Raw genomic sequence first — 21263 nt, forward strand, 5'->3', positions numbered from 1 at the left:
CGAAAATTATGTGAATATTACTTCTCGCGAAAGGCTTCCTGAACGCGTAACAAAGGACGCAGAAGATACTGCAACAGGCTTTTTTCACCCGTGCGGATATCAACCGTTGCCGTCATGCCAGGGATGACCCGCAGTTCCTGACTGCCACTCTTGGTGAGCGTGTTGCTTTCAGTCAGTACCATGACACGATAATAGGTATCGTCTGCACCCGGACTCCTTGCCGTTTTGCTCTCTTCATCTTTAATGGCGCCCGGACTGATGCTCTGTACGTGCCCTTCAAGCCCGCCATAGATGGAGTAATCATAAGCAGAAATTTTCACCACCGCGACCTGGCCAGGCGCCAGGAATGCCACGTCCGAAGGCTTGATCCGCGTTTCGACCAGCAGCTGGTCGTCCAGCGGCGTCACTTCCATGATCGATGAGCCTGGCTGGATAACGCCGCCGAGGGTATTGATATTGATGCGATTGACGATCCCACGCACCGGTGAACGCACTTCAGTTCGTTCCAGCGTATCCTGTCGCCCCGTCGCGGTCTCTTGTAGACTGGTCATTTCGACTTCGACTTTCGACAGTTCATCATTGGCTTCGTTATGATAGCGGTTTTGCCGCTCGGTAATCTGCAATTCGGCATCGTTAGCCTGGCGCTCCAACTTCAGCACTTCCGTTTTTGACAGCAGTGACTGGGCAGACAGCTCGCGGGCCATCACCAGTTCTTTTTGCAGTAGCGCTTTAGATCTGACATAGCCCGCGATTGACGCGTCGAGTGCACGTTTACGCAGCTTCCAGGCATCCGTTTCCCGTGCCACTAACTCAGGCTGTTTCATCACCTTAGGGGGAAAAATCAATTCTTTGCCTGTTGCCTCCGCTTCCAGGCGTGCTGCCTGAGCCTTCAGGGCCAACAAACGGTTAGCGCTTTCGCGGAAGGAGGCTTCGGCTCTGGTAGGATCGATTTTGGCTAACGTCTGCCCTTTCTCAACCGTATCCCCTTCATGTACCATCAGTTCCTGCAAAATACCGCCCTCAAGGCTTTGCAGCACCTGTTCATGAGAACTTGGCACGATTTTGGCGGATCCCGTGGTCACTTCTTCAATATTGAAGTTTGCCGCCCACAGCACCGCCAGAACCATAAATGCTACGCCGCCCCAGGCAATATACAGCCACCCTTCCCAACGATCCTTGCGAGCGGCCAATACCATGTCACTGGCCGTGCGATCCGTCAGGCGCGGGTCCTGCGGTTTTTTGTTGTTCGTCATATCACTCATACCACTACCTCGTCAGAATGATGCGCATTATCTGTACTTATCTCGACTCCTGAAGGTTTAGCGACTGAACGCAGCACCGAAGCCGCCGGGACTTTTCCGCTGTTTAACAGGCTGATAATGTCGTCCCGGGGTCCATCAGCAACCTTAATGCCGTCATCCATCACAATCACCCGGTCAACGTATTTCAGAACCGCTGGACGGTGGGTAACGATAATGACGGTGCGTCCTTCCATCGCCGGGATCAGCGCTTGCAGGATCATCCGCTCGGAACCCATATCCATCCCCGACGTTGGCTCATCCAGTAACAGCACGTCCGGGTTCGAGATAATGGCGCGCGCTAACGCAATTGCCTGTTTTTGGCCACCGGAAAAGTTCTCACCACGTTCACTGACCGGCATGCCAAACCCCATCGGGTGTGCGGCAACAATATCGCTGACGCCGGTCATCTTTACAGCCGCCAGCAGCTGTTCATCACTGGCATAGGGGGCCCCCATCACCAGGTTGTCGCGTAGCGTGCCGTACATAAAGCGCGGTTCCTGGTTGACCAGGGCAATGCGTGTACGCAGCTCAACCGGCTCAATCTGACGGATATCCACCCCGGCAACGGTGATGGTGCCGGTGCTGAGCGGATAGAGCCCGACCAGTAAACGAAGAAATGACGACTTCCCGCTGCCCATTTTCCCGAGGATCGCCACGCGTTCTCCCTGGCGGAAATGGACATCAAGCTTTTCGACAACGGCAGGAAGATCCTCTTTATAGTGGAAGGACACGCCCTTACAGTCGATTTCTGTCTGGCTGCCCTGCGGCAGTTGTACATACACTTTCTCTTTCTCACGCTCGGTCGGCGCCTGCATGACCTTATTCAGGATCGCCAGAGAGGTTTTCGCCTGCTGGATGCGCAGGCCGAGCGCCGCGAGTGTGGCAATCGGCATAATTGCGCGGCCCATCAGGGTCATGGTGGCGATAATGCCGCCCATGGAAATATCGCCATCACCGACCAGATACGCGCCCCAAACCAGTAAAATGACGGTCCCGAACTGCTGGGTGGTCTGGATGATGCTCGAGCCCATGGTGGCCAGAAAGCGTGACTTCATATTCACTGAAGAGAGTTTGACGCTGGCCACGTCATGTTTCGATGCCACCAGATTTTCTGCACGTAATACTTTGATTGTTTCGAGATTATCGAGCGACTCAATCACCAAACCGTAACGGTTGCTGCCCACCTTCATCGACTCTTGGGCATGGCGTTTTAAGGGGATCTGCATCAGCAATACCATCGCCACAATGATCACCAGAATCAGGATCACACACCAGACAAGCGGCCCGGCCACCAGATGGATAACCAGCAGGAATAACAGAACGAAAGGCAGGTCGGCCACGGTAGTCAGTGCCGCTGAGGTGGTCAGTTCCCGAACGCTATCAAAACTTTGCATCACGTTGCCGAAGGCACCGCTTGATTGCGTCCGGTTCGACATTTTGCCATTGAGGACGTGGCGGAACAGTTGCGCCCCGAGCACCAGATCTATTTTTTTACCGGCCCGGTCGGTGATCCACGCACGGCCCAGCCTCGCAGCCAGTTCAAACAGTAATGCCAGCGAGACACCGATCGCCATGGTCCAGAGCGTGATGTAGGTTTGGTTAGGCAATACGCGGTTATAGACGGTCATCGTGAAAATCGACATGGCCAGCACCAGCAGATTGATCACCACTGACAGGGCCGCGGCTTCATAGATATAGCGCTTAAAGCCCCAAAGCGTATGCCAGAACCAGTGTCCTTCACCGACGCTGACAATGTCATCCGCACGATGGTCGAGATAGGATTTCGGACGAAGCAGCAGTAATTCACCGCCGTAATGTTGCGCCAGCCGCGAGAAATCAACGTCAACGGGCTGGGAGCCTAATGAGGGGTCGATAATGGCGCAGCTTTTTTCGCTGAATTTCGTCAGCACGCAATACCCCGTATCAAGGCGCATCACCGCGGGCAGAACAAAGTTTTTTACGTCGGCCAGATCAATTTCCTGCCAGGCCGCGCTGATGCCGCGGTTCTGTAACGCATTGAGCACCCACTGATTTTGCTCTGCAGGCTGGTCAAATGATGAGAACGTCGGCATTTCAGCACGTAAGTTGTTTAGGGTCAGTCGCACGTCAAACAGGCGTAACGCACTTTGCAAAGCCAGCAACAGCGATTCCTGAGCATTGGCGGCTCCGGCATTCTGCATGCTGTCAGCATGTATTTTGGAGCCAGCTGGCTCGGTGTTTATATCAGTCACGATGTTGTCCTCTGGACAAAGAAATGATGGGGACATGGCGACAAACGGGTTGTTTTAACGGCATGCGCACCCTTCATTTGTTGATAGTTTCTTCAGTGCACTGGCTGAATAGGGTTAGCGGGTAGAGAGTTGACCTTCTGCGCCAGTTGACTGGTTTTGCCCAGAGCGGCGACGATTTGCCATTGCGTTGCCAGGTACTGCATCTCCTGTTCCTGATAGCTGGCCAGGCTGGAGTAATAATCCGTGGCGAAGGAAATCAGATCGGTTAACGGGCGCTGCCCGGCAAAAAACTGCACTTCGCCCGCTTTCCAGGTTTTCAGCGCTGTTCCGGATTGCCGCTGCAGGGCGTTTATTTGTCGCTCACGCAAAGGTAATGAGACCCACAGCTGGTCCAGCTGCTGTTTCAGGCTACGGAATGTGGCATCCTGATCCGCCTCCGCCGCAACCAGACGTTGTGTTTCTGCACTGGCATTGGCGCGACCGGCGCCACCGTCCCATAAATTGATATCGCTACTCACCTGCAACGTGACTGCTTTGAACGGCTCCATCTCGCCGTTGCGTTTTGGACTATCCAGACTGAGCTGTGCGCTCCACTTAGGACGATTCCACTTTGAGGCCAGTTCAACAGCGGCTTTTGCCTCTTCTTTCCGTTGTCGTGAAACCATCCAGCTGGGATTCTCTTTCAGTACCTGCTGCGCCTGTTCCAGAGAGGCAGGTAACAGATTGGCCTTTTTCAGGTCAGGAAGATCGCGGGTGAGGATAACGTCACTATTGAGCAAAGAGCTAAGCTGTTGCTGTGCCTGGATGTAGGTGGTGAAGTTCATTTCCCGACTTGCGATAACCGCATTCAGTCGGGTTTCTACCTGATTGATCTCAGAGCCGCGACCACTGTCGACTCTGGCAATGGCCTGGACGCGATTTAACAGATCCTGCAGTGCCGCGATCTCTTTATCGAGCACCGCGACCACTTTGGCATTGGTTGCCGCAGAGGTGTACAGCGACAGAACCTGTTGATTAAGGTTTTCACGCGTCACGTTCACCTGCGCCTGCTGTAAAGCATAAGCGGCCTCTTTTCCAGCAACGCTGGCAACGGTGCGGCCGTGATCGTAAAGTAATTTACTGATAGAGATATGTGGCGACAGCGGGTTATTTTCATAACCTGGCTGACCAGAATATCCTACGCTACTGACGCCGGTGCTGACCTGAAATCCATCGGCCGCTTTAGCCTGATCGATATCATAATAAGCACCTGCGGTGTTCGATATGCCGGACCGGACAGAGGGATGTTCAGCCGTCATACGTAATAATTCGATAAAGTCAGTGGCACGGGCAGTTAATAAAGGGTTAATGAATAACGCCATCATTATTAAAGCACGCACCGGTAATTTAGATCTTAGTGCTAAGAAAATTGCGTTCATAGTTAACTCAACTGTAATTAGTGAGTGAGATTGGCTATTTACCCTGCCACCAGACAAATTCCTTGATGACCTATCTTGTAACTTCAGGGTATCACCCACAACATTAACTCCAAAAAAAAGCCATATATAGGTTTTTAATCCTTAACAATTATGTTTATTTACTTTTTTATTCTGCATGAGCGCTAAACCACCAACGGTGGAAAGTTGGTGAACGTGTTGAATGCAGATAAAACAGCAGTAGAGAACGAATGGCGGTAGCTTTCGCTACCGCCATTAATATTAGATAACGTTCAAGCCATGCTGAATTAACAGCGTAACAGCATCATTATCATTATTGGTATAAACATCATAGTTTACCCCATTTTCAGTTTGCGACGTTGTGGTTGTCCACTCTGACTTATTAATATTAACAGTGTCACTCGCAGCATTAGCATTCGAATCAGCAACATCGCCGGTAATACGTAATGTATTCGCCTCATCACCATTTTCTTTAGTGATTTCGAGCACATCACTGGCACTAATAAACACTGTCTGCGCCGTATTATTACCCATATGGATAGTTTCAATTCCACTAATTTTGTTTGAGACACTGCCAAGTTCTAAGTCGTTATTAGAATCCCAAACCAGGGTATCATTTCCTTCACCACCCTTAATGCTGGTGAAGTCGGTACTGTTGATGACGATCGTGTCATCACCCTCTTTGGCGTCGACGGAGTTTGCGCCTCGTGCATCCAGCATATCGCTGCCCGCAGTGCCGTTGAGATCGTACTGCGCAGGCTGATAGTCAATATGCGTTGCGCCAGTTTCAACCGTCAGTCCCAGGGTCTCATTCAGGTCGACTAAGCGTCCTTTGATAGCCGAGCCATCACCGTCACCCACGCCCTGATCGGTCCAGGTCACATACAGCTGGCCACCTTCGAGGAAGGTCGCATCAATCTCGACCTGCTCGCCGTAGGTCAGCTGGTGGATCTGCATCTGCTGCCCCACCTTGTTACCCGCCGCATCAAAGTACTGCGCATAAATACCGCTGGTACCCGCCCCCGGTAGGGTGTCGGTGGCTGACTGGAACACCGCCACGAAGCTGCCGTCTGCCTGACTCACCACGCGTGCCAGATGCTGGTCGCCGGCCGTCGCGGTGTTGATGATGAACTCATCGCTCACCGGCGTACCGTCCGCCGCAAAAATGCGGCCCCAGACGCTCAGGCCATTCTGATCCGGCCCGGTGTTGTCTTTGGAATCCCAGGTCACCACGTAGTTACCGTTGTCCAGCGCGCTCACCGCCGGTGAGGCCTGATCGCTGGTCAGGGTCTGGTTCACCACGAAGCTGTTCAACACCTCATGGCTCGACGCATCGTAAATGCTCACGCCCGCGTCATACGCCGTGCCCTTCACCGTGTAGGCGATGACCACCTGGCCATTCTCCAGCACCGCAATGGATGGCAGCGGTTGCCAGTCGGCACCGACGCCCAGCACCCCGTTCACGCTCAGGCTGGTGGTGATCAGCATGGTTTCGTCGGTGACCGGAACACCGCTGGCATCGTACTGTCGGCCGTAGATCACCCAGTTATTACCGACGTTCGCCTGCCACACCACCAGATAACCGCCATCGTTCAGCGCAGCGATCGCCGGCTCCGTTTGTTTGGTGGCCGTGGTGCCGGTGTTGACGCTGTACTCCGCGCCGGCCGCCGCCACGCCGTTGACGTTGCCTTCGCTGTCATAGCTGTAGCTGAAGCCCTGGCCCTTGATGGTGGCGCCCGAGCCGGTGCTCCAGACCACCTGGAAGCTGCCGTCATTCAGCACCGTGACCTGCGGCGTCAGCTGATCGCCCGCCGTGGTGGTGTTCACGGTAAATTCCGCGCCCACCGGCTGGCCCTTCGCATCCAGCAGCTGCCCTTTGATGCCGGTGCCGGAACCGTCGCCGTTTGCCGACTGCCACACCACGATGGCGCCGCCGTCCGGCAGGCTGGCCACTGACGACACCGTCTGGTTGCCGGCCGTGGTGGTATTGATGGTGTACTCGGAGTAGAACGCCGCACCGGCGTCAATCACGATCCCTTCAATCCCGGTACCCGACCCGTCGACGTTGTCCGACTGCCAGGTGACGTAGACGCTGCCGTCTTCGGTCAGTACCGCATCGAAGATGTGGGTGGCATCCACCGAATCCCCGCCGGTGCCCTGGTTGCCGCTGGTGGTGGTGTTCACCAGGAATTCACGGCCGACCCGGTTATCGTTGGCATCGAAGCGCTGCGCGTAGATGGCCGAGCCGTCGCCGTCGCCGCCCTCCGAGCCCCAGATAAGCAGGTAGCCACCGTCCTCAAGCGCCACGCCAACCGGCTTGTACTGCTTGCCGGTGGTGTAGGTATTGACGATAAAGTCGCCGCTGCCGACCAGCGTCAGCGCGCCGGTTTCCGCATCAACCCGGTAGTGCACCGCGCGGATGTCAGAGCCATTGGCTTCGCTGTCGCCGGAGTCCCAGTACACCACTATGCTGCCGTCACTCAGGGTGATAACGTCCGGATAGTTCTGCGCCCCGTCGGTGGTGGTGTTGATCTGCACGCTGCTGCCGAGCGGCGTACCGTCAGCGGCAAAAATCTGCCCGACGATGCCGGTACCGCTGGTATCGCCCGGGCCGCTGCCCGCGTTCCACACCGTGATGTACATGCCGCTGTGCGCCGCGTCGGTGAAGGCCGCCATTTCCGGACCGCCGGAGGCACCCATGCTGCTGCCGGTGGCTACGACAACCTCTCCTGCTGTGGACTCGTTGTTAGCGTCATAGGTGCGCTGGACGATACTGGTGCCCTGGCTTTCCCAGGTAATGATGTAGCCGCCGTCGGCGGTCGCCATCGCACTCGGACGGTTTTGATCGCCGCTGTAGGTGGTGTTCACCTGGAACTCGTCGGTGGATGCCTGGCCATCGGAGCCGTAGCGGCGCGCCATCACGCCATCGCCGTTGTTGTCCAGCCCGTTTTTATTAGACTCGTAAACAATCAGGAAGCCGCCGTCGGTCAGCGCAATAACCTGCGCGCTGTCCTGGTTGTTGGCGGTACGCTGGTTGACCTGCTGCTCGGTACCGATTTTATGCACGCCGTCAGCTTCGAAAAGCTGCATGTAAACTTCGGTTCCGGAGGTGCCTGCGCCCTGCCACACCACCACGATACGGCCATCGGCCAGACGGGTGGTGGTCGGGTTGAGCTGGTCACCCGTCACCGTGGTGTTCACCTGCGCACTTTCGTTAAGCAGATCGTAAGCACTTAACGCAGCGCCGGAAATCAGGACAGGTTGACTTTCATTCCCCGCAGCATCCGTCGCCGTAATGGTGCCATTTTCCCCGACGCCCAGTGGGTTAGGTTCGATCTTCCAGCGCCCATCAGCATCAGCGACGGCTGAATAGATAACGCCGTCGGCATCCGTCACAGTGACGGTCGCACCCGCTTCAGTCTGACCACCCAACATCTCTTTGGTGTTGGTTGATATCCCCACATTTGGCGGCAACACATCCGTATCGTTAGAGACAGGGGTGGTCGCAGGCTGATAATCAATGCTGGTCGGATCGTCATTATTCGGGGTTAACTGCTCAAGCCCCAACGTTTCTACCAGGTCAACTACGCGTCCTTTGATAGCCGAGCCATCACCGTCACCCACGCCCTGATCGGTCCAGGTCACATACAGCTGGCCACCTTCGAGGAAGGTCGCATCAATCTCGACCTGCTCGCCGTAGGTCAGCTGGTGGATCTGCATCTGCTGCCCCACCTTGTTACCCGCCGCATCAAAGTACTGCGCATAAATACCGCTGGTACCCGTCCCCGGCAGGGTGTCGGTGGCAGAGAGGAATACCGCCACGAAGCTGCCATCAGGACGACTCACCACGCGTGCCAGATGCTGGTCGCCGGCCGTCGCGGTGTTGATGATGAACTCATCGCTCACCGGCGTACCGTCCGCCGCAAAAATGCGGCCCCAGACGCTCAGGCCATTCTGATCCGGCCCGGTGTTGTCTTTGGAATCCCAGGTCACCACGTAGTTACCGTTGTCCAGCGCGCTCACCGCCGGTGAGGCCTGATCGCTGGTCAGGGTCTGGTTCACCACGAAGCTGTTCAACAACTCATGGCTCGACGGATCGTAAATGCTCACGCCCGCGTCATACGCCGTGCCCTTCACCGTGTAGGCGATGACCACCTGGCCATTCTCCAGTACCGCAATGGATGGCAGCGGTTGCCAGTCGGCACCGACGCCCAGCACCCCGTTCACGCTCAGGCTGGTGGTGATCAGCACGGTTTCGTCGGTGACCGGAACACCGCTGGCATCGTACTGTCGGCCGTAGATCACCCAGTTATTACCGACGTTCGCCTGCCACACCACCAGATAACCGCCATCGTTCAGCGCAGTAATCGCCGGCTCCGTTTGTTTGGTGGCCGTGGTGCCGGTGTTGACGCTGTACTCCGCGCCGTCCGCCGCCACGCCGTTGACGTTGCCTTCGCTGTCATAGCTGTAGCTGAAGCCCTGGCCCTTGATGGTGGCGCCCGAGCCGGTGCTCCAGACCACCTGGAAGCTGCCGTCATTCAGCACCGTGACCTGCGGCGTCAGCTGATCGCCCGCCGTGGTGGTGTTCACGGTAAATTCCGCGCCCACCGGCTGGCCCTTCGCATCCAGCAGCTGCCCTTTGATGCCGGTGCCGGAACCGTCGCCGTTTGCCGACTGCCACACCACGATGGCGCCGCCGTCCGGCAGGCTGGCCACTGACGACACCGTCTGGTTGCCGGCCGTGGTGGTATTGATGGTGTACTCGGAGTAGAACGCCGCACCGGCGTCAATCACGATCCCTTCAATCCCGGTACCCGACCCGTCGACGTTGTCCGACTGCCAGGTGACGTAGACGCTGCCGTCTTCGGTCAGTACCGCATCGAAGATGTGGGTGGCATCCACCGAATCCCCGCCGGTGCCCTGGTTGCCGCTGGTGGTGGTGTTCACCAGGAATTCACGGCCGACCCGGTTATCGTTGGCATCGAAGCGCTGCGCGTAGATGGCCGAGCCGTCGCCGTCGCCGCCCTCCGAGCCCCAGATAAGCAGGTAGCCGCCGTCCTCAAGCGCCACGCCAACCGGCTTGTACTGCTTGCCGGTGGTGTAGGTATTGACGATAAAGTCGCCGCTGCCGACCAGCGTCAGCGCGCCGGTTTCCGCATCAACCCGGTAGTGCACCGCGCGGATGTCAGAGCCGTTGGCTTCGCTGTCGCCGGAGTCCCAGTACACCACTATGCTGCCGTCACTCAGGGTGATAACGTCCGGATAGTTCTGCGCCCCGTCGGTGGTGGTGTTGATCTGCACGCTGCTGCCGAGCGGCGTACCGTCAGCGGCAAAAATCTGCCCGACGATGCCGGTACCGCTGGTATCGCCCGGGCCGCTGCCCGCGTTCCACACCGTGATGTACATGCCGCTGTGCGCCGCGTCGGTGAAGGCCGCCATTTCCGGACCGCCGGAGGCACCCATGCTGCTGCCGGTGGCTACGACAACCTCTCCTGCTGTGGACTCGTTGTTAGCGTCATAGGTGCGCTGGACGATACTGGTGCCCTGGCTTTCCCAGGTAATGATGTAGCCGCCGTCGGCGGTCGCCATCGCACTCGGACGGTTTTGATCGCCGCTGTAGGTGGTGTTCACCTGGAACTCGTCGGTGGATGCCTGGCCATCGGAGCCGTAGCGGCGCGCCATCACGCCATCGCCGTTGTTGTCCAGCCCGTTTTTATTAGACTCGTAAACAATCAGGAAGCCGCCGTCGGTCAGCGCAATAACCTGCGCGCTGTCCTGGTTGTTGGCGGTACGCTGGTTGACCTGCTGCTCGGTACCGATTTTATGCACGCCATCGGCCTCGAAAAGCTGCATATAAACTTCGGTTCCGGAGGTGCCGGCGCCCTGCCACACCACCACGATACGGCCATCGGCCAGACGGGTGGTGCTCGGGTTGAGCTGATCGCCCGTCACCGTGGTGTTCACCTGCGCACTTTCGTTAAGCAGATCGTAACTGGCCAGCGCCGATCCCTGGAATGCAACCGGTGTTCCCTGATTACCTGCAGGATCAATGGTGTAGATCTCGCCTGACTCACCGGCAGCAACCGGGTTAGGGGCGATAATCCAGTTACCCTGCTGATCGGCCACCGTGCGATATTCAGTGCCATTCTTATCGACGACGACAACCACTACACCAGGTTCAGTCACACCGCTTAGCGACTCTTCAGAGTTACCTGAAATGCCAACATTCGCGGCCGTAATGTCCAGAATGAAATTCCAACTCTGGCTGAGTTCACTGACGTTACCCACCACATCGGTGGCTGTTGCGGTGATGCTGTGCGTGCCTTCCAGCAGATTGGTGGTCGGTGTATAGCTCCAGTTACCCTGTGCATCTGCGGTTAGGGTTGCCAGCAGAATGCCGTTGTCATAGAGCGTCACTAACGATCCCGCTTCCGCCGTACCGCTGAAGGTTGGCGCCGGATCGTCCGTTACGTTGCCCGCGACAGGCGAGGTGAACTGGTTGGTTCCCACATCATCTTCAAGCGACTGGATAATCACCGGCTCAGGTGGCGTGGTGTCGATCGTCAGGCTGAAGGTCGCTTCACTGCTGTTACCCGCCGCATTGGTCACGTGCGCCGTAAAGCTGTGCACGCCATCGGAGAGTTCCGGCAAGGCAAAGACCCAGGTTCCGTTACTGTCCGCAATACTCTCACCCAGAATTTCACCCGCTGAGTTGAGAATAGTCACGACTGCGCCCGGCAGTGCCGTACCCTGCAGTTCAGGCGTGTTGTCATCGGTCAGACCGTTGTTCAGAACGGCACCCACAATGCTGCCTGCGTCATCGTTCGCCTGGTCGATAGTCAGTTCTACGCTGCTGCTGTCCAGCGTGAAGCTGACGGTATCACCGCGCGTTTCGTTGCCTGCAGAATCGGTAACTTTGATCTGATAGTGATGTTCACCATCCGCCAGCGCACCCAACGGCAACGTCCAGTTACCCGCTTCGTCCGCTACGACAGTCGCGACCGGTGTCACGCTGTCATCGAGATAAACCGCAACCGTCGCGCCGGCTTCAGCCGTGCCGTTCAGCACCGGTGAACGGTCATCGGTGACACCGCCATCGAGGATTTCACCCTGCACGTCGCCCTGAGCATCCATCAGCGCAGAGGTGGCCGCGTCAGGTGCCAGGGTGTCCAGCACCACGGAGAAGCTCCCCGTTTCTGCTGAAGAGACGCCCGCTGCGTTCACCGCTGTGGCCGTCAGGTTATAACTGCCATCCGCGCCCAGTTCTGTTGAGGTGATGCTCCAGCGACCTTCATCATCTGCCACGCCTTCGCCTGCTTTCACCTTATTGCCGGCCGCGTCGGTCGCCCAGATAATCACCGTCAGACCCGCGCCAGCGGTGCCGTTCACCGTCAGCGTACTGTCGTTGGTCGCTTGTCCTTTCTGCAGGAAGCCGGTATCCGCATCTTCGCCCTGAGTGTAATCGTCAACCACGTTCTCTATAGCTGGCTGCGCCGGTGCGCTGGTCAGAATGTTGAAGTCCCACGCCTCGTCTGCCGTGCCACTCACCTGCGGGCCTACGTTACCTGCCGCGTCAACGGCGGCTAAGGTCAGGGCATGCGCGCCACTGGCCAGCGCGCTGTCCGCGGTCCAGCTCCAGTTACCGTCGGCATCCACAGGCACGTTACCGATTAGCACGCCATTGTCATAGACATTGACGCTGACAACACCCGCCGCGATACCTTCCGCACTTAAGGTTCCGCTGTAGGTTGGCCGCGCATCATCCGTGGTCGACCCATCGGTAATGATCCCCTGTACCGGACCGACATCATCCGTCAAGGTAATGCTTGCGTCGCTGAATGCATCAGCGCCAGGCGCTACCGTGTCCACGGTAAAGCCCCAGCCGCCGTCTCCGGTGCCGCTGGTCTGCGGGCCTTCATTGCCTGCCGCATCCACGGCCGAGACGGTCAGATCGTGTTCGCCATCCGCCAGATCCTGTTCAGGCGTCCAGCTCCACCTGCCGTTTTCGTCCACCGTTGCGGTGCCGGCCAGCTCGCCGTTGTCGTAAATGTTGACGTGATCGATGTCCGCCGTCGCCTCACCGGCGAAGGTCGGACGCGCGTCGTCGGTGACATCGCCTGCGTTGATCGGGCCGGTGGTCTCGCCGACGTCGTCGGTCAGGGTGATGCTGTCGGCCACCACGCCGGAGGTGATATTGTCCGGTGCGGTGCTGTCGCCCGGACCGTCGATAACGATACTGTTGCTGTTACCCGCCTCATCGGTCACCACAACTTCCACATCCACATCGCCCGGACTGAGCGGGTTCGTGTCGAAGCTCCAGCGTCCGTCTTCGTCCGCCACCGCGCTGCTTTCGCTGCCGCTGGTCGGATCGATGACCACGATGGTCGCGCCCGGCTCGGCGGTACCGCTGAGTTCTTCCTCGGTGTTGACGGTGATTTCAGGTGCCGGAGTGCTGGTGTCGACGGTAAAGCTCCAGCCGCCTTCAGCCTGCGGGCCTTCATTGCCTGCCGCATCGACGGCCGACACGGTCAGATCGTGCTCGCTGCCGTCCGCCAGATCTTCCTCAGGCGTCCAGCTCCACCTGCCGTTTTCATCCACCGTTGCGGTGCCGGCCAGCTCGCCGTTGTCGTAAATGTTGACGTGATCGATGTCCGCCGTCGCCTCACCGGCGAAGGTCGGACGCGCGTCGTCGGTGACATCGCCTGCGTTGATCGGGCCGGTGGTCTCGCCGACGTCGTCGGTCAGGGTGATGCTGTCGGCCACCACGCCGGAGGTGATATTGTCCGGTGCGGTGCTGTCGCCCGGACCGTCGATAACGATACTGTTGCTGTTACCCGCCTCATCGGTCACCACAACTTCCACATCCACATCGCCCGGACTGAGCGGGTTCGTGTCGAAGCTCCAGCGTCCGTCTTCGTCCGCCACCGCGCTGCTTTCGCTGCCGCTGGTCGGATCGACGATCACAATGGTCGCGCCCGGCTCGGCGGTACCACTGAGTTCTTCCTCGGTGTTAACGGTGATTTCAGGTGCCGGAGTGCTGGTGTCGACGGTAAAGCTCCAGCCGCCGTCCGCCTGCGGGCCTTCATTGCCTGCCGCATCGACGGCCGACACGGTCAGATCGTGCTCGCTGCCGTCCGCCAGATCTTCCTCAGGCGTCCAGCTCCACCTGCCGTTTTCATCCACCGTTGCGGTGCCGGCCAGCTCGCCGTTGTCGTAAATGTTGACGTGATCGATATCAGCCGTCGCCTCACCGGAGAAGGTCGGACGCGCGTCGTCGGTGACATCGCCTGCGTTGATCGGGCCGGTGGTCTCGCCGACGTCGTCGGTCAGGGTGATGCTGTCGGCCACCACGCCGGAGGTGATATTGTCCGGTGCGGTGCTGTCGCCCGGACCGTCGATAACGATACTGTTGCTGTTACCCGCCTCATCGGTCACCACAACTTCCACATCCACATCGCCCGGACTGAGCGGGTTCGTGTCGAAGCTCCAGCGTCCGTCTTCGTCCGCCACCGCGCTGCTTTCGCTGCCGCTGGTCGGATCGATGACCACGATGGTCGCGCCCGGCTCGGCGGTACCGCTGAGTTCTTCCTCGGTGTTGACGGTGATTTCAGGTGCCGGAGTGCTGGTGTCGACGGTAAAGCTCCAGCCGCCGTCCGCCTGCGGGCCTTCATTGCCTGCCGCATCGACGGCCGACACGGTCAGATCGTGCTCGCTGCCGTCCGCCAGATCTTCCTCAGGCGTCCAGCTCCACCTGCCGTTTTCATCCACCGTTGCGGTGCCGGCCAGCTCGCCGTTGTCGTAAATGTTGACGTGATCGATGTCCGCCGTCGCCTCACCGGAGAAGGTCGGACGCGCGTCGTCGGTGACATCGCCTGCGTTGATCGGGCCGGTGGTCTCGCCGACGTCGTCGGTCAGGGTGATGCTGTCGGCCACCACGCCGGAGGTGATATTGTCCGGTGCGGTGCTGTCGCCCGGACCGTCGATAACGATGCTGTTGCTGTTACCCGCCTCATCGGTCACCACAACTTCCACATCCGCGTCGCCCGGGTTGAGCGGGTTCGGCTGGATGCTCCAGTGGCCGTCTTCGTCCGCCACCGCGCTGCTTTCGCTGCCGCTGGTCGGATCGATGACCACAATGGTCGCGCCCGGCTCGGCGTTACCGGCCAGCTCTTCTTCGGTGTTAACGGTGATTTCCGGAGCCGGGGTGCTGGTGTCGACGGTAAAGCTCCAGCCGCCCTCTTCGTTACCGCTGGTCTGCGGGCCTTCATTGCCTGCCGCATCGACGGCCGACACGGTCAGATCGTGCTCGCTGCCGTCCGCCAGATCCTGTTCAGGCGTCCAGCTCCACCTGCCGTTTTCGTCCACCTTTGCGGTGCCGGCCAGCTCGCCGTTGTCATAGATGTTGACGTGATCGATATCAGCCGTCGCCTCACCGGAGAAGGTCGGACGCGCGTCGTCGGTGACATCGCCTGCGTTGATCGGGCCGGTGGTCTCGCCGACGTCGTCGGTCAGGGTGATGCTGTCGGCCACCACGCCGGAGGTGATATTGTCCGGTGCGGTGCTGTCGCCCGGACCGTCGATAACGATGCTGTTGCTGTTACCCGCCTCATCGGTCACCACAACTTCCACATCCACATCGCCCGGGTTGAGCGGGTTCGGCTGGATGCTCCAGTGGCCGTCTTCGTCCGCCACCGCGCTGCTTTCGCTGCCGCTGGTCGGATCGATGACCACAATGGTCGCGCCCGGCTCGGCGTTACCGGCCAGCTCTTCTTCGGTGTTAACGGTGATTTCCGGAGCCGGGGTGCTGGTGTCGACGGTAAAGCTCCAGCCGCCCTCTTCGTTACCGCTGGTCTGCGGGCCTTCATTGCCTGCCGCATCGACGGCCGACACGGTCAGATCGTGCTCGCTGCCGTCCGCCAGATCCTGTTCAGGCGTCCAGCTCCACCTGCCGTTTTCGTCCACCTTTGCGGTGCCGGCCAGCTCGCCGTTGTCATAGATGTTGACGTGATCGATATCAGCCGTCGCCTCACCGGAGAAGGTCGGACGCGCGTCGTCGGTGACATCGCCTGCGTTGATCGGGCCGGTGGTCTCGCCGACGTCGTCGGTCAGGGTTATGCTGTCGGCCACCACGCCGGAGGTGATATTGTCCGGTGCGGTCGTGTCCTGACGGGAGGCATCAGTAGGCAATGAGGTATTACCTGAGGGATCGACAACAACAATGTTTACGTCGCTGTCACCTTCATTGACTGGATTTGGCTGGGTACTCCATTCGCCGTTTTCATCAACTTCAACGGTGACTGTTTCGCCCGTTTCGCCGTTTGTAATGATGACCGTTGCACCCGCTTCTGCATTACCTGCCATCTGTTGGTGATCATTAACGTTAATAACAGCAGACTCAGGGCACACGCTGTCAGAGTACTCTTCGACCAGACTTGCGCTGTTACCCTCGCCATCAGTAACCGTAACCGTCACTGTGCCGTTCGGCTGCGAAGTGGGTGCTTCAACTGACCAGTTACCATCACTGTCTGTTTGTGCGATGATTTGCGTGCCATCGGGTAACAGGATAACAACCTGCGAATCAGCAGCGTTTGAAGACCCCGAAAATTCCGGACGACCATTCTGGTCGGCATCGGTAATTGGGTTGAGAGTCAGCGTAACTGTTTTATTTTCAGAAGAGTCACTCCCACCACCTCCGCCGCCACCGGATGCAGCGGCGGCAATACCGCCTGCTGCCGCTGCACCGCCCAGCAACAAGAATGGCAGCCAGCCAAAGCTACTCTCATCAGCCACTAAAGGATCGGCGCTCGCATAGCCCTCTCCACCGAGGACCAGCTCACCACTTTTCCCCTCAGTCAGAGCTGGTGGATATTCAGCGACGTCGCCTGACGTTGGCACGTATTCATAATATTGGCCGTTTTCACCCAGACCGACCAAATGGACATCATCATTGTCATAGTAGTCTTCAAGAATAACGTCCGGATGTTCAAGGTCACCCTGCCCAATAACCAGCAGTAGATTTTTACCTACTCGCTTAGTCATCACCATTTGCGGTGCATGCCCCGTTGAACTATCAATCAGTTCAATATTTAATGCACCATGATGAGGAATCTGGACCGTCGTGGCACGATCGGCGTTCGTGTCGACAGTGAATGAAGAAACTGTGCCCTTTTCACTACGCAAATTTATTTTTAACATAATGACCTCTTATTAAACAAAGATTAAAAAAATTAAATAATTAATTATTTGAAGCCGTATGGACATTTTTCCTCACACCATAAACCTCAACATCAATGGTTCTTCCGGATTCAAGGCAATCTTTGTATCCGCGACCATTCCCAAATGATGATGAGCAATTTTTAACATCCTTCCCTTGAGCGCTATATTGCGGAGACAGTAAGGGAGAATTGATTAGCCAGGTTGTGACACTGTTCGCTCTCATTTGAGAAAGAGGATGGGTCATGGCTGTTTGCGCATTAACGTCACTGGAATTTTTCACAACAACTTTGTCCAGCGTTTTGAACTCGCTCTGGACAGTTTTCTCTAAAGAAGACAGCGCAATTACGCCAGCATGACTTAACGTCGTTGAATTTTTGTTATGCGTGAAAACATCTGTCGCTTTAATGGAATAGATAACTGCGGGGCAGCTATGCTCGTTCACAACCCGGGACAGGGTCCGTTCCTGTAGATTTAAGCTCGCCAGTGCTGCTTCGGCTTCATTTTTCGGAACCAGGCGGACAGTTATTTTCCCCAGTTCATTTAAAGAAACCTGATAATAGTAGTGCTCAGTGGGTTTCAACGTTGGCGAAACCAGATCTACTTTTTTAGCATTGGCAAAACGGTGCCGCTCAAGATGGCTAATGGAAAAAGAAAGCACTTTTTCACCAGGGCAAAGCATCAGCTCTACGGCGCGATTGTGGGCAAGAAAGCTGGTATGGTACTGTTTATTAACAAATACATTAACCACACCCTTCGAAGCCTGTGCGGCGTCATCGTCCATGCGATAGATGATAACGTGTGCTCGCGTCTCTACAGCCTGCCAGTGCCCTTGATCTTCAGATACGTGCTGAGGTTGAAAAGGCATTGCGAAAGCAAACTGAGAGAAAATACAACTTAATACCGTTAGAGAGATACTAAACGAAACGCCAGTAAAAAATTTGAACGGAAGAACAAAGCGTTTTGACTTCCTGTAATATTCATTATCCATAATGACCTCTTCATTTTTCATATAAATTCTAAGACAAGGAGTGACGTACCTGACAAAGCAGGCCAATAACATGGTAAAGAAATGTCATAAATTTCATCATCCTTACTCTAATTCCTGCTAAACCATTCCTTTTCAATAAAACTAGTGATCATTTAATGCCCCCCTTGAGAGTTCAAATAGAGAAACATGGTTGAGAAAGGAAAATAAATGAAAATCACCTTTCAGGTCAAACATTCTCATAATGTTGTATTTATGTGAATAAACCGTTTTTACCGATATGCCCAGATACTTAGCAGTTTGATAAACGGAATCTCCCCTTTTCAGGTGATGCAAAACACGCATCTGTATTAATGAAATCTTTGGTAATTTGCAGCTGGTACAGTCACTGGGTTGATAATGATGGTCATTTAATTTATTTGTTAACCACCATGCTTTGGCAATTTTATATTTAACGCTTCTTACGGATTCCGTTCGCGATATCAATGTCAAGGCCCGATAACAAACAGGCAACTTTTCATAGGGAATAGTACCGGTGTCTTCAGTAAATAAAATTAGCACGCTGCCTTTTTTTCTATGACGATAGGCAGGATGGCACATATAAAGTCGCCTATGAGCAGTATTAATTATAATAAAATCAGCTTGCGATAAGGTTTCGCAATTTATTTTATCAAGAAACAACACATTTTCTTTATAAAACAAAGCTTCTTCAATGATTGCTGACATGCCATTTTTAAAATAAAAATTGATATCAGAACAAATGACTTTAATATCCATTTAGCAATCCATTCCCTTCCTGAAAACAAATCGACATCCGTTAGTTAGGTGAACTTTCCATTGATCAACTCCAGTTCCCCTTTATCTTTCAGATCTTTTAAAACCCGACTGATGGAACTCTTTGAAAGATGGGAACTGTGCTCAATCAAATAGAGAACAGAAAAACGCCTCTTCAGATGCGATGGCAGCTTGTTCCAGCGCTCAATCAGAGAAGTCACTTCATCGTATGAATTGCCTTTTGATAGCTGAATGTAATCCATCAAATCAGAATATTGACACGATAAAATTGACATTGCGTCATCGAATAAACCTTTCTCAAAAATTAGTTGCCAAAATTCATCGTACTCCATGTAACTGATTTTTCCATAATCGATTCGTTCCAGATAAACAGGAGATTCATCATATGGCGGGGTAACACCCACGATTGACGGGGAAGATAATATATTCAATACCTTATTTTTTTCTTTTAATTTCAGTAAGAAATCCCCATCCAGGATGAACATAACCCGGCGAACATTATCTTTGGTCAGATGATATCGACGCTTACCTCGTGAAATCTCATCAGGATTTGCGTTATGCGTATATCCTGCCAGTGCGTCGATGATTCGATCATAATTTACGGTCACTCTGTGCATATCTATCAACTCAATTTAAATGACTGACAAGGCGAGATTTAATAGTCCTTGTAAGTATCAAATTTAACTAAAAAACAGTCTGACGCGTTCTTAAAGCTGCCCAGTGAAGATAAAAAAACCATCTAAAACTTCCATAAAATTCATGGCCCGAAAAATCCCTATCGGAGACTGCTATCTTAAAACCGCTGGAATAAAATTCAATCCCACAAACTGGACCAAAATCAGCAATAAATAACACTTAAACATTATAAAGCAGCATATCGCACCACCTTTTAGATAAAAGTAAACATAAACACCCGAAAAAAAAGACTTAGTGATTACTTAATAACTTTTTTCTGAAAAATTGTTTTTTCCGTTACCATATGAGCCACGTATGTTATGCACACCCCACTTTGAAGGAAACAAAAACAACAAACTCTTAAATTATCGTTCAAGGAAATAAAGAGGATAATCATTCTGGAAGCTATGTTAAAACACATTTCGTGTGATAGCGTCCAGGCTTTATTCTCTACCCTCCCAGTTAACCACATCATGCTCAAAACAGACATTTAAACAACAAAGCGATAAATGTTTAGATTTTTATTCTGCTAGTTTATATTTTTACAGTTTTATATTTTAATTAAGATGCTGAACTATCGATTCAGTGGAGCTGATGTGTATCGGGGAGGATTAAAGACGGAATCAGGAAGTTTATAGATAGCTTTCACTGTAAGTTTGCTGTTAACAGAAACTGTTAACTGGCGTTAAAAAAAAATCGCCTGCCGAAAAAAATCCCGCCAATAAACACAATTCATTGATATATATAAACTTTTATCATTTAAACCATGAGTTTAGTGACTGATTTCATTAGCACGACTTACTCTATAAACATGTAAATAATGTCAAATAACATCTAAAAACTAATAAATTATGGATGGATTACTATTTAACTTAAATCGTTTTGACAATTAAATAGGATCACTCGCTTCAGGTAGCGATGTTCGTAGATGGTTATAAACCAAATGGATATAAAAATTAATTCAGGAGATATTGAATGAGAGAGTTAACAGCATTCGAAACGGAAGCCGTTTCTGGAGCAGGCTTCTTTGGTACCGTAGGCGCTATTACGCTTGGAGGAGTAGCAGGTACTACTGCTTTCGGTTTGAAATGGGCAATGAGCGGCGGAAGTACTGGCGGTATTGTCGGCGCGGGTATTGTCTCCGCAGGAGTAGGCTTAATTGTAGGCGCAGTAGTAGGCCTGGTAGCTGGCGCGCTCTATGGTGGAATTAACGGCTGGGATACCACTTCAGCCTGGTTCAATGAAATCGTAGAAAACACTTTTGATCCAAATGCAGCAATCATTTCAGCATAAGGAAGTACGAGTGCGCGAATTACGTAGTCAAGAAATTAGTGAAGTGAGTGGCGGTTCGTTAACATCATTCATTTTAGGATATTTTAAAAAGTTAGGCGCTTCATCTGAAGAAAAAACGGAATGGGTTCGACCTGATTCAATTCCTGAAGCCACGCCAGTCAATGGCAGTGCTTTCGGGATGGGCATCGTCGGCATCGCTGCAACCGTCATTTTTGGTCTGCTGATCCTCTAATTACTCAGGGAGACTGAGTCTCCCTGGTAATGTTGAAACAAACGATTTGTTTCATCTAACAAAAAGTACCTCAATTTTTATTTATACAAAGGAAAGTAT

The 21263-nt window shown here is 54.4% G+C and carries 9 protein-coding genes; 2 read left to right on the plus strand and 7 right to left on the minus strand.

Annotated elements, in window-relative coordinates; genetic code table 11:
* Window positions 1-17: 17 nt before the first annotated feature.
* The 7 genes from AC1UKS_RS15990 to AC1UKS_RS16020 form a co-directional block, all read right to left on the minus strand.
* Window positions 18-1262 (minus strand): HlyD family type I secretion periplasmic adaptor subunit, encoded by a 1245-nt coding sequence (locus AC1UKS_RS15990; protein WP_482434467.1) that lies wholly within the window; start codon window positions 1260-1262, stop codon window positions 18-20.
* On the minus strand, window positions 1259-3532 hold the full coding sequence (locus AC1UKS_RS15995; protein ID WP_482434468.1) for a type I secretion system permease/ATPase: 2274 nt from the start codon (window positions 3530-3532) through the stop codon (window positions 1259-1261). Before AC1UKS_RS15995 ends, AC1UKS_RS15990 begins: the two co-directional genes overlap by 4 nt.
* 92 nt (window positions 3533-3624) lie before the next feature.
* On the minus strand, window positions 3625-4896 hold the full coding sequence (locus AC1UKS_RS16000; protein WP_482434470.1) for a TolC family protein: 1272 nt from the start codon (window positions 4894-4896) through the stop codon (window positions 3625-3627).
* Window positions 4897-5229: 333 nt separating this feature from the next.
* Entirely contained in the window at window positions 5230-17007 is an 11778-nt protein-coding gene (locus AC1UKS_RS16005) for an Ig-like domain-containing protein (protein WP_482434471.1), read from the minus strand.
* Between the two features lie 196 nt (window positions 17008-17203).
* On the minus strand, window positions 17204-18193 hold the full coding sequence (locus tag AC1UKS_RS16010) for a hypothetical protein (RefSeq protein ID WP_482434472.1): 990 nt from the start codon (window positions 18191-18193) through the stop codon (window positions 17204-17206).
* A 120-nt stretch (window positions 18194-18313) separates the two neighbouring features.
* Window positions 18314-18946, minus strand: a complete 633-nt coding sequence (locus tag AC1UKS_RS16015) for a helix-turn-helix transcriptional regulator (RefSeq protein WP_482434473.1) — start codon at window positions 18944-18946, stop codon at window positions 18314-18316.
* A 44-nt stretch (window positions 18947-18990) separates the two neighbouring features.
* Window positions 18991-19581, minus strand: coding sequence for a helix-turn-helix domain-containing protein (locus AC1UKS_RS16020; protein WP_482434475.1), 591 nt, complete (start codon window positions 19579-19581; stop codon window positions 18991-18993).
* Window positions 19582-20614: 1033 nt separating this feature from the next.
* Here AC1UKS_RS16020 and AC1UKS_RS16025 point away from each other — a divergent pair.
* On the plus strand, window positions 20615-20932 hold the full coding sequence (locus AC1UKS_RS16025; protein WP_482434477.1) for a hypothetical protein: 318 nt from the start codon (window positions 20615-20617) through the stop codon (window positions 20930-20932).
* Between the two features lie 10 nt (window positions 20933-20942).
* On the plus strand, window positions 20943-21164 hold the full coding sequence (locus tag AC1UKS_RS16030) for a hypothetical protein (protein WP_482434479.1): 222 nt from the start codon (window positions 20943-20945) through the stop codon (window positions 21162-21164).
* Window positions 21165-21263: the final 99 nt, after the last annotated feature.

Source organism: Erwinia sp. AK-PDG3-5, assembly GCF_056821705.1.

Coding starts and splice junctions, on each gene's coding strand:
- AC1UKS_RS15990 (WP_482434467.1), bottom strand. CDS start 1,262: ATGAGTGATATGACGAACAACAAAAAACCGCAGGACCCGCGCCTGACG.
- AC1UKS_RS16000 (WP_482434470.1), bottom strand. CDS start 4,896: ATGATGGCGTTATTCATTAACCCTTTATTAACTGCCCGTGCCACTGAC.
- AC1UKS_RS16005 (WP_482434471.1), bottom strand. CDS start 17,007: ATGACTAAGCGAGTAGGTAAAAATCTACTGCTGGTTATTGGGCAGGGT.
- AC1UKS_RS16010 (WP_482434472.1), bottom strand. CDS start 18,193: ATGAAAAATGAAGAGGTCATTATGGATAATGAATATTACAGGAAGTCA.
- AC1UKS_RS16015 (WP_482434473.1), bottom strand. CDS start 18,946: ATGGATATTAAAGTCATTTGTTCTGATATCAATTTTTATTTTAAAAAT.
- AC1UKS_RS16020 (WP_482434475.1), bottom strand. CDS start 19,581: ATGCACAGAGTGACCGTAAATTATGATCGAATCATCGACGCACTGGCA.
- AC1UKS_RS16025 (WP_482434477.1), top strand. CDS start 20,615: ATGAGAGAGTTAACAGCATTCGAAACGGAAGCCGTTTCTGGAGCAGGC.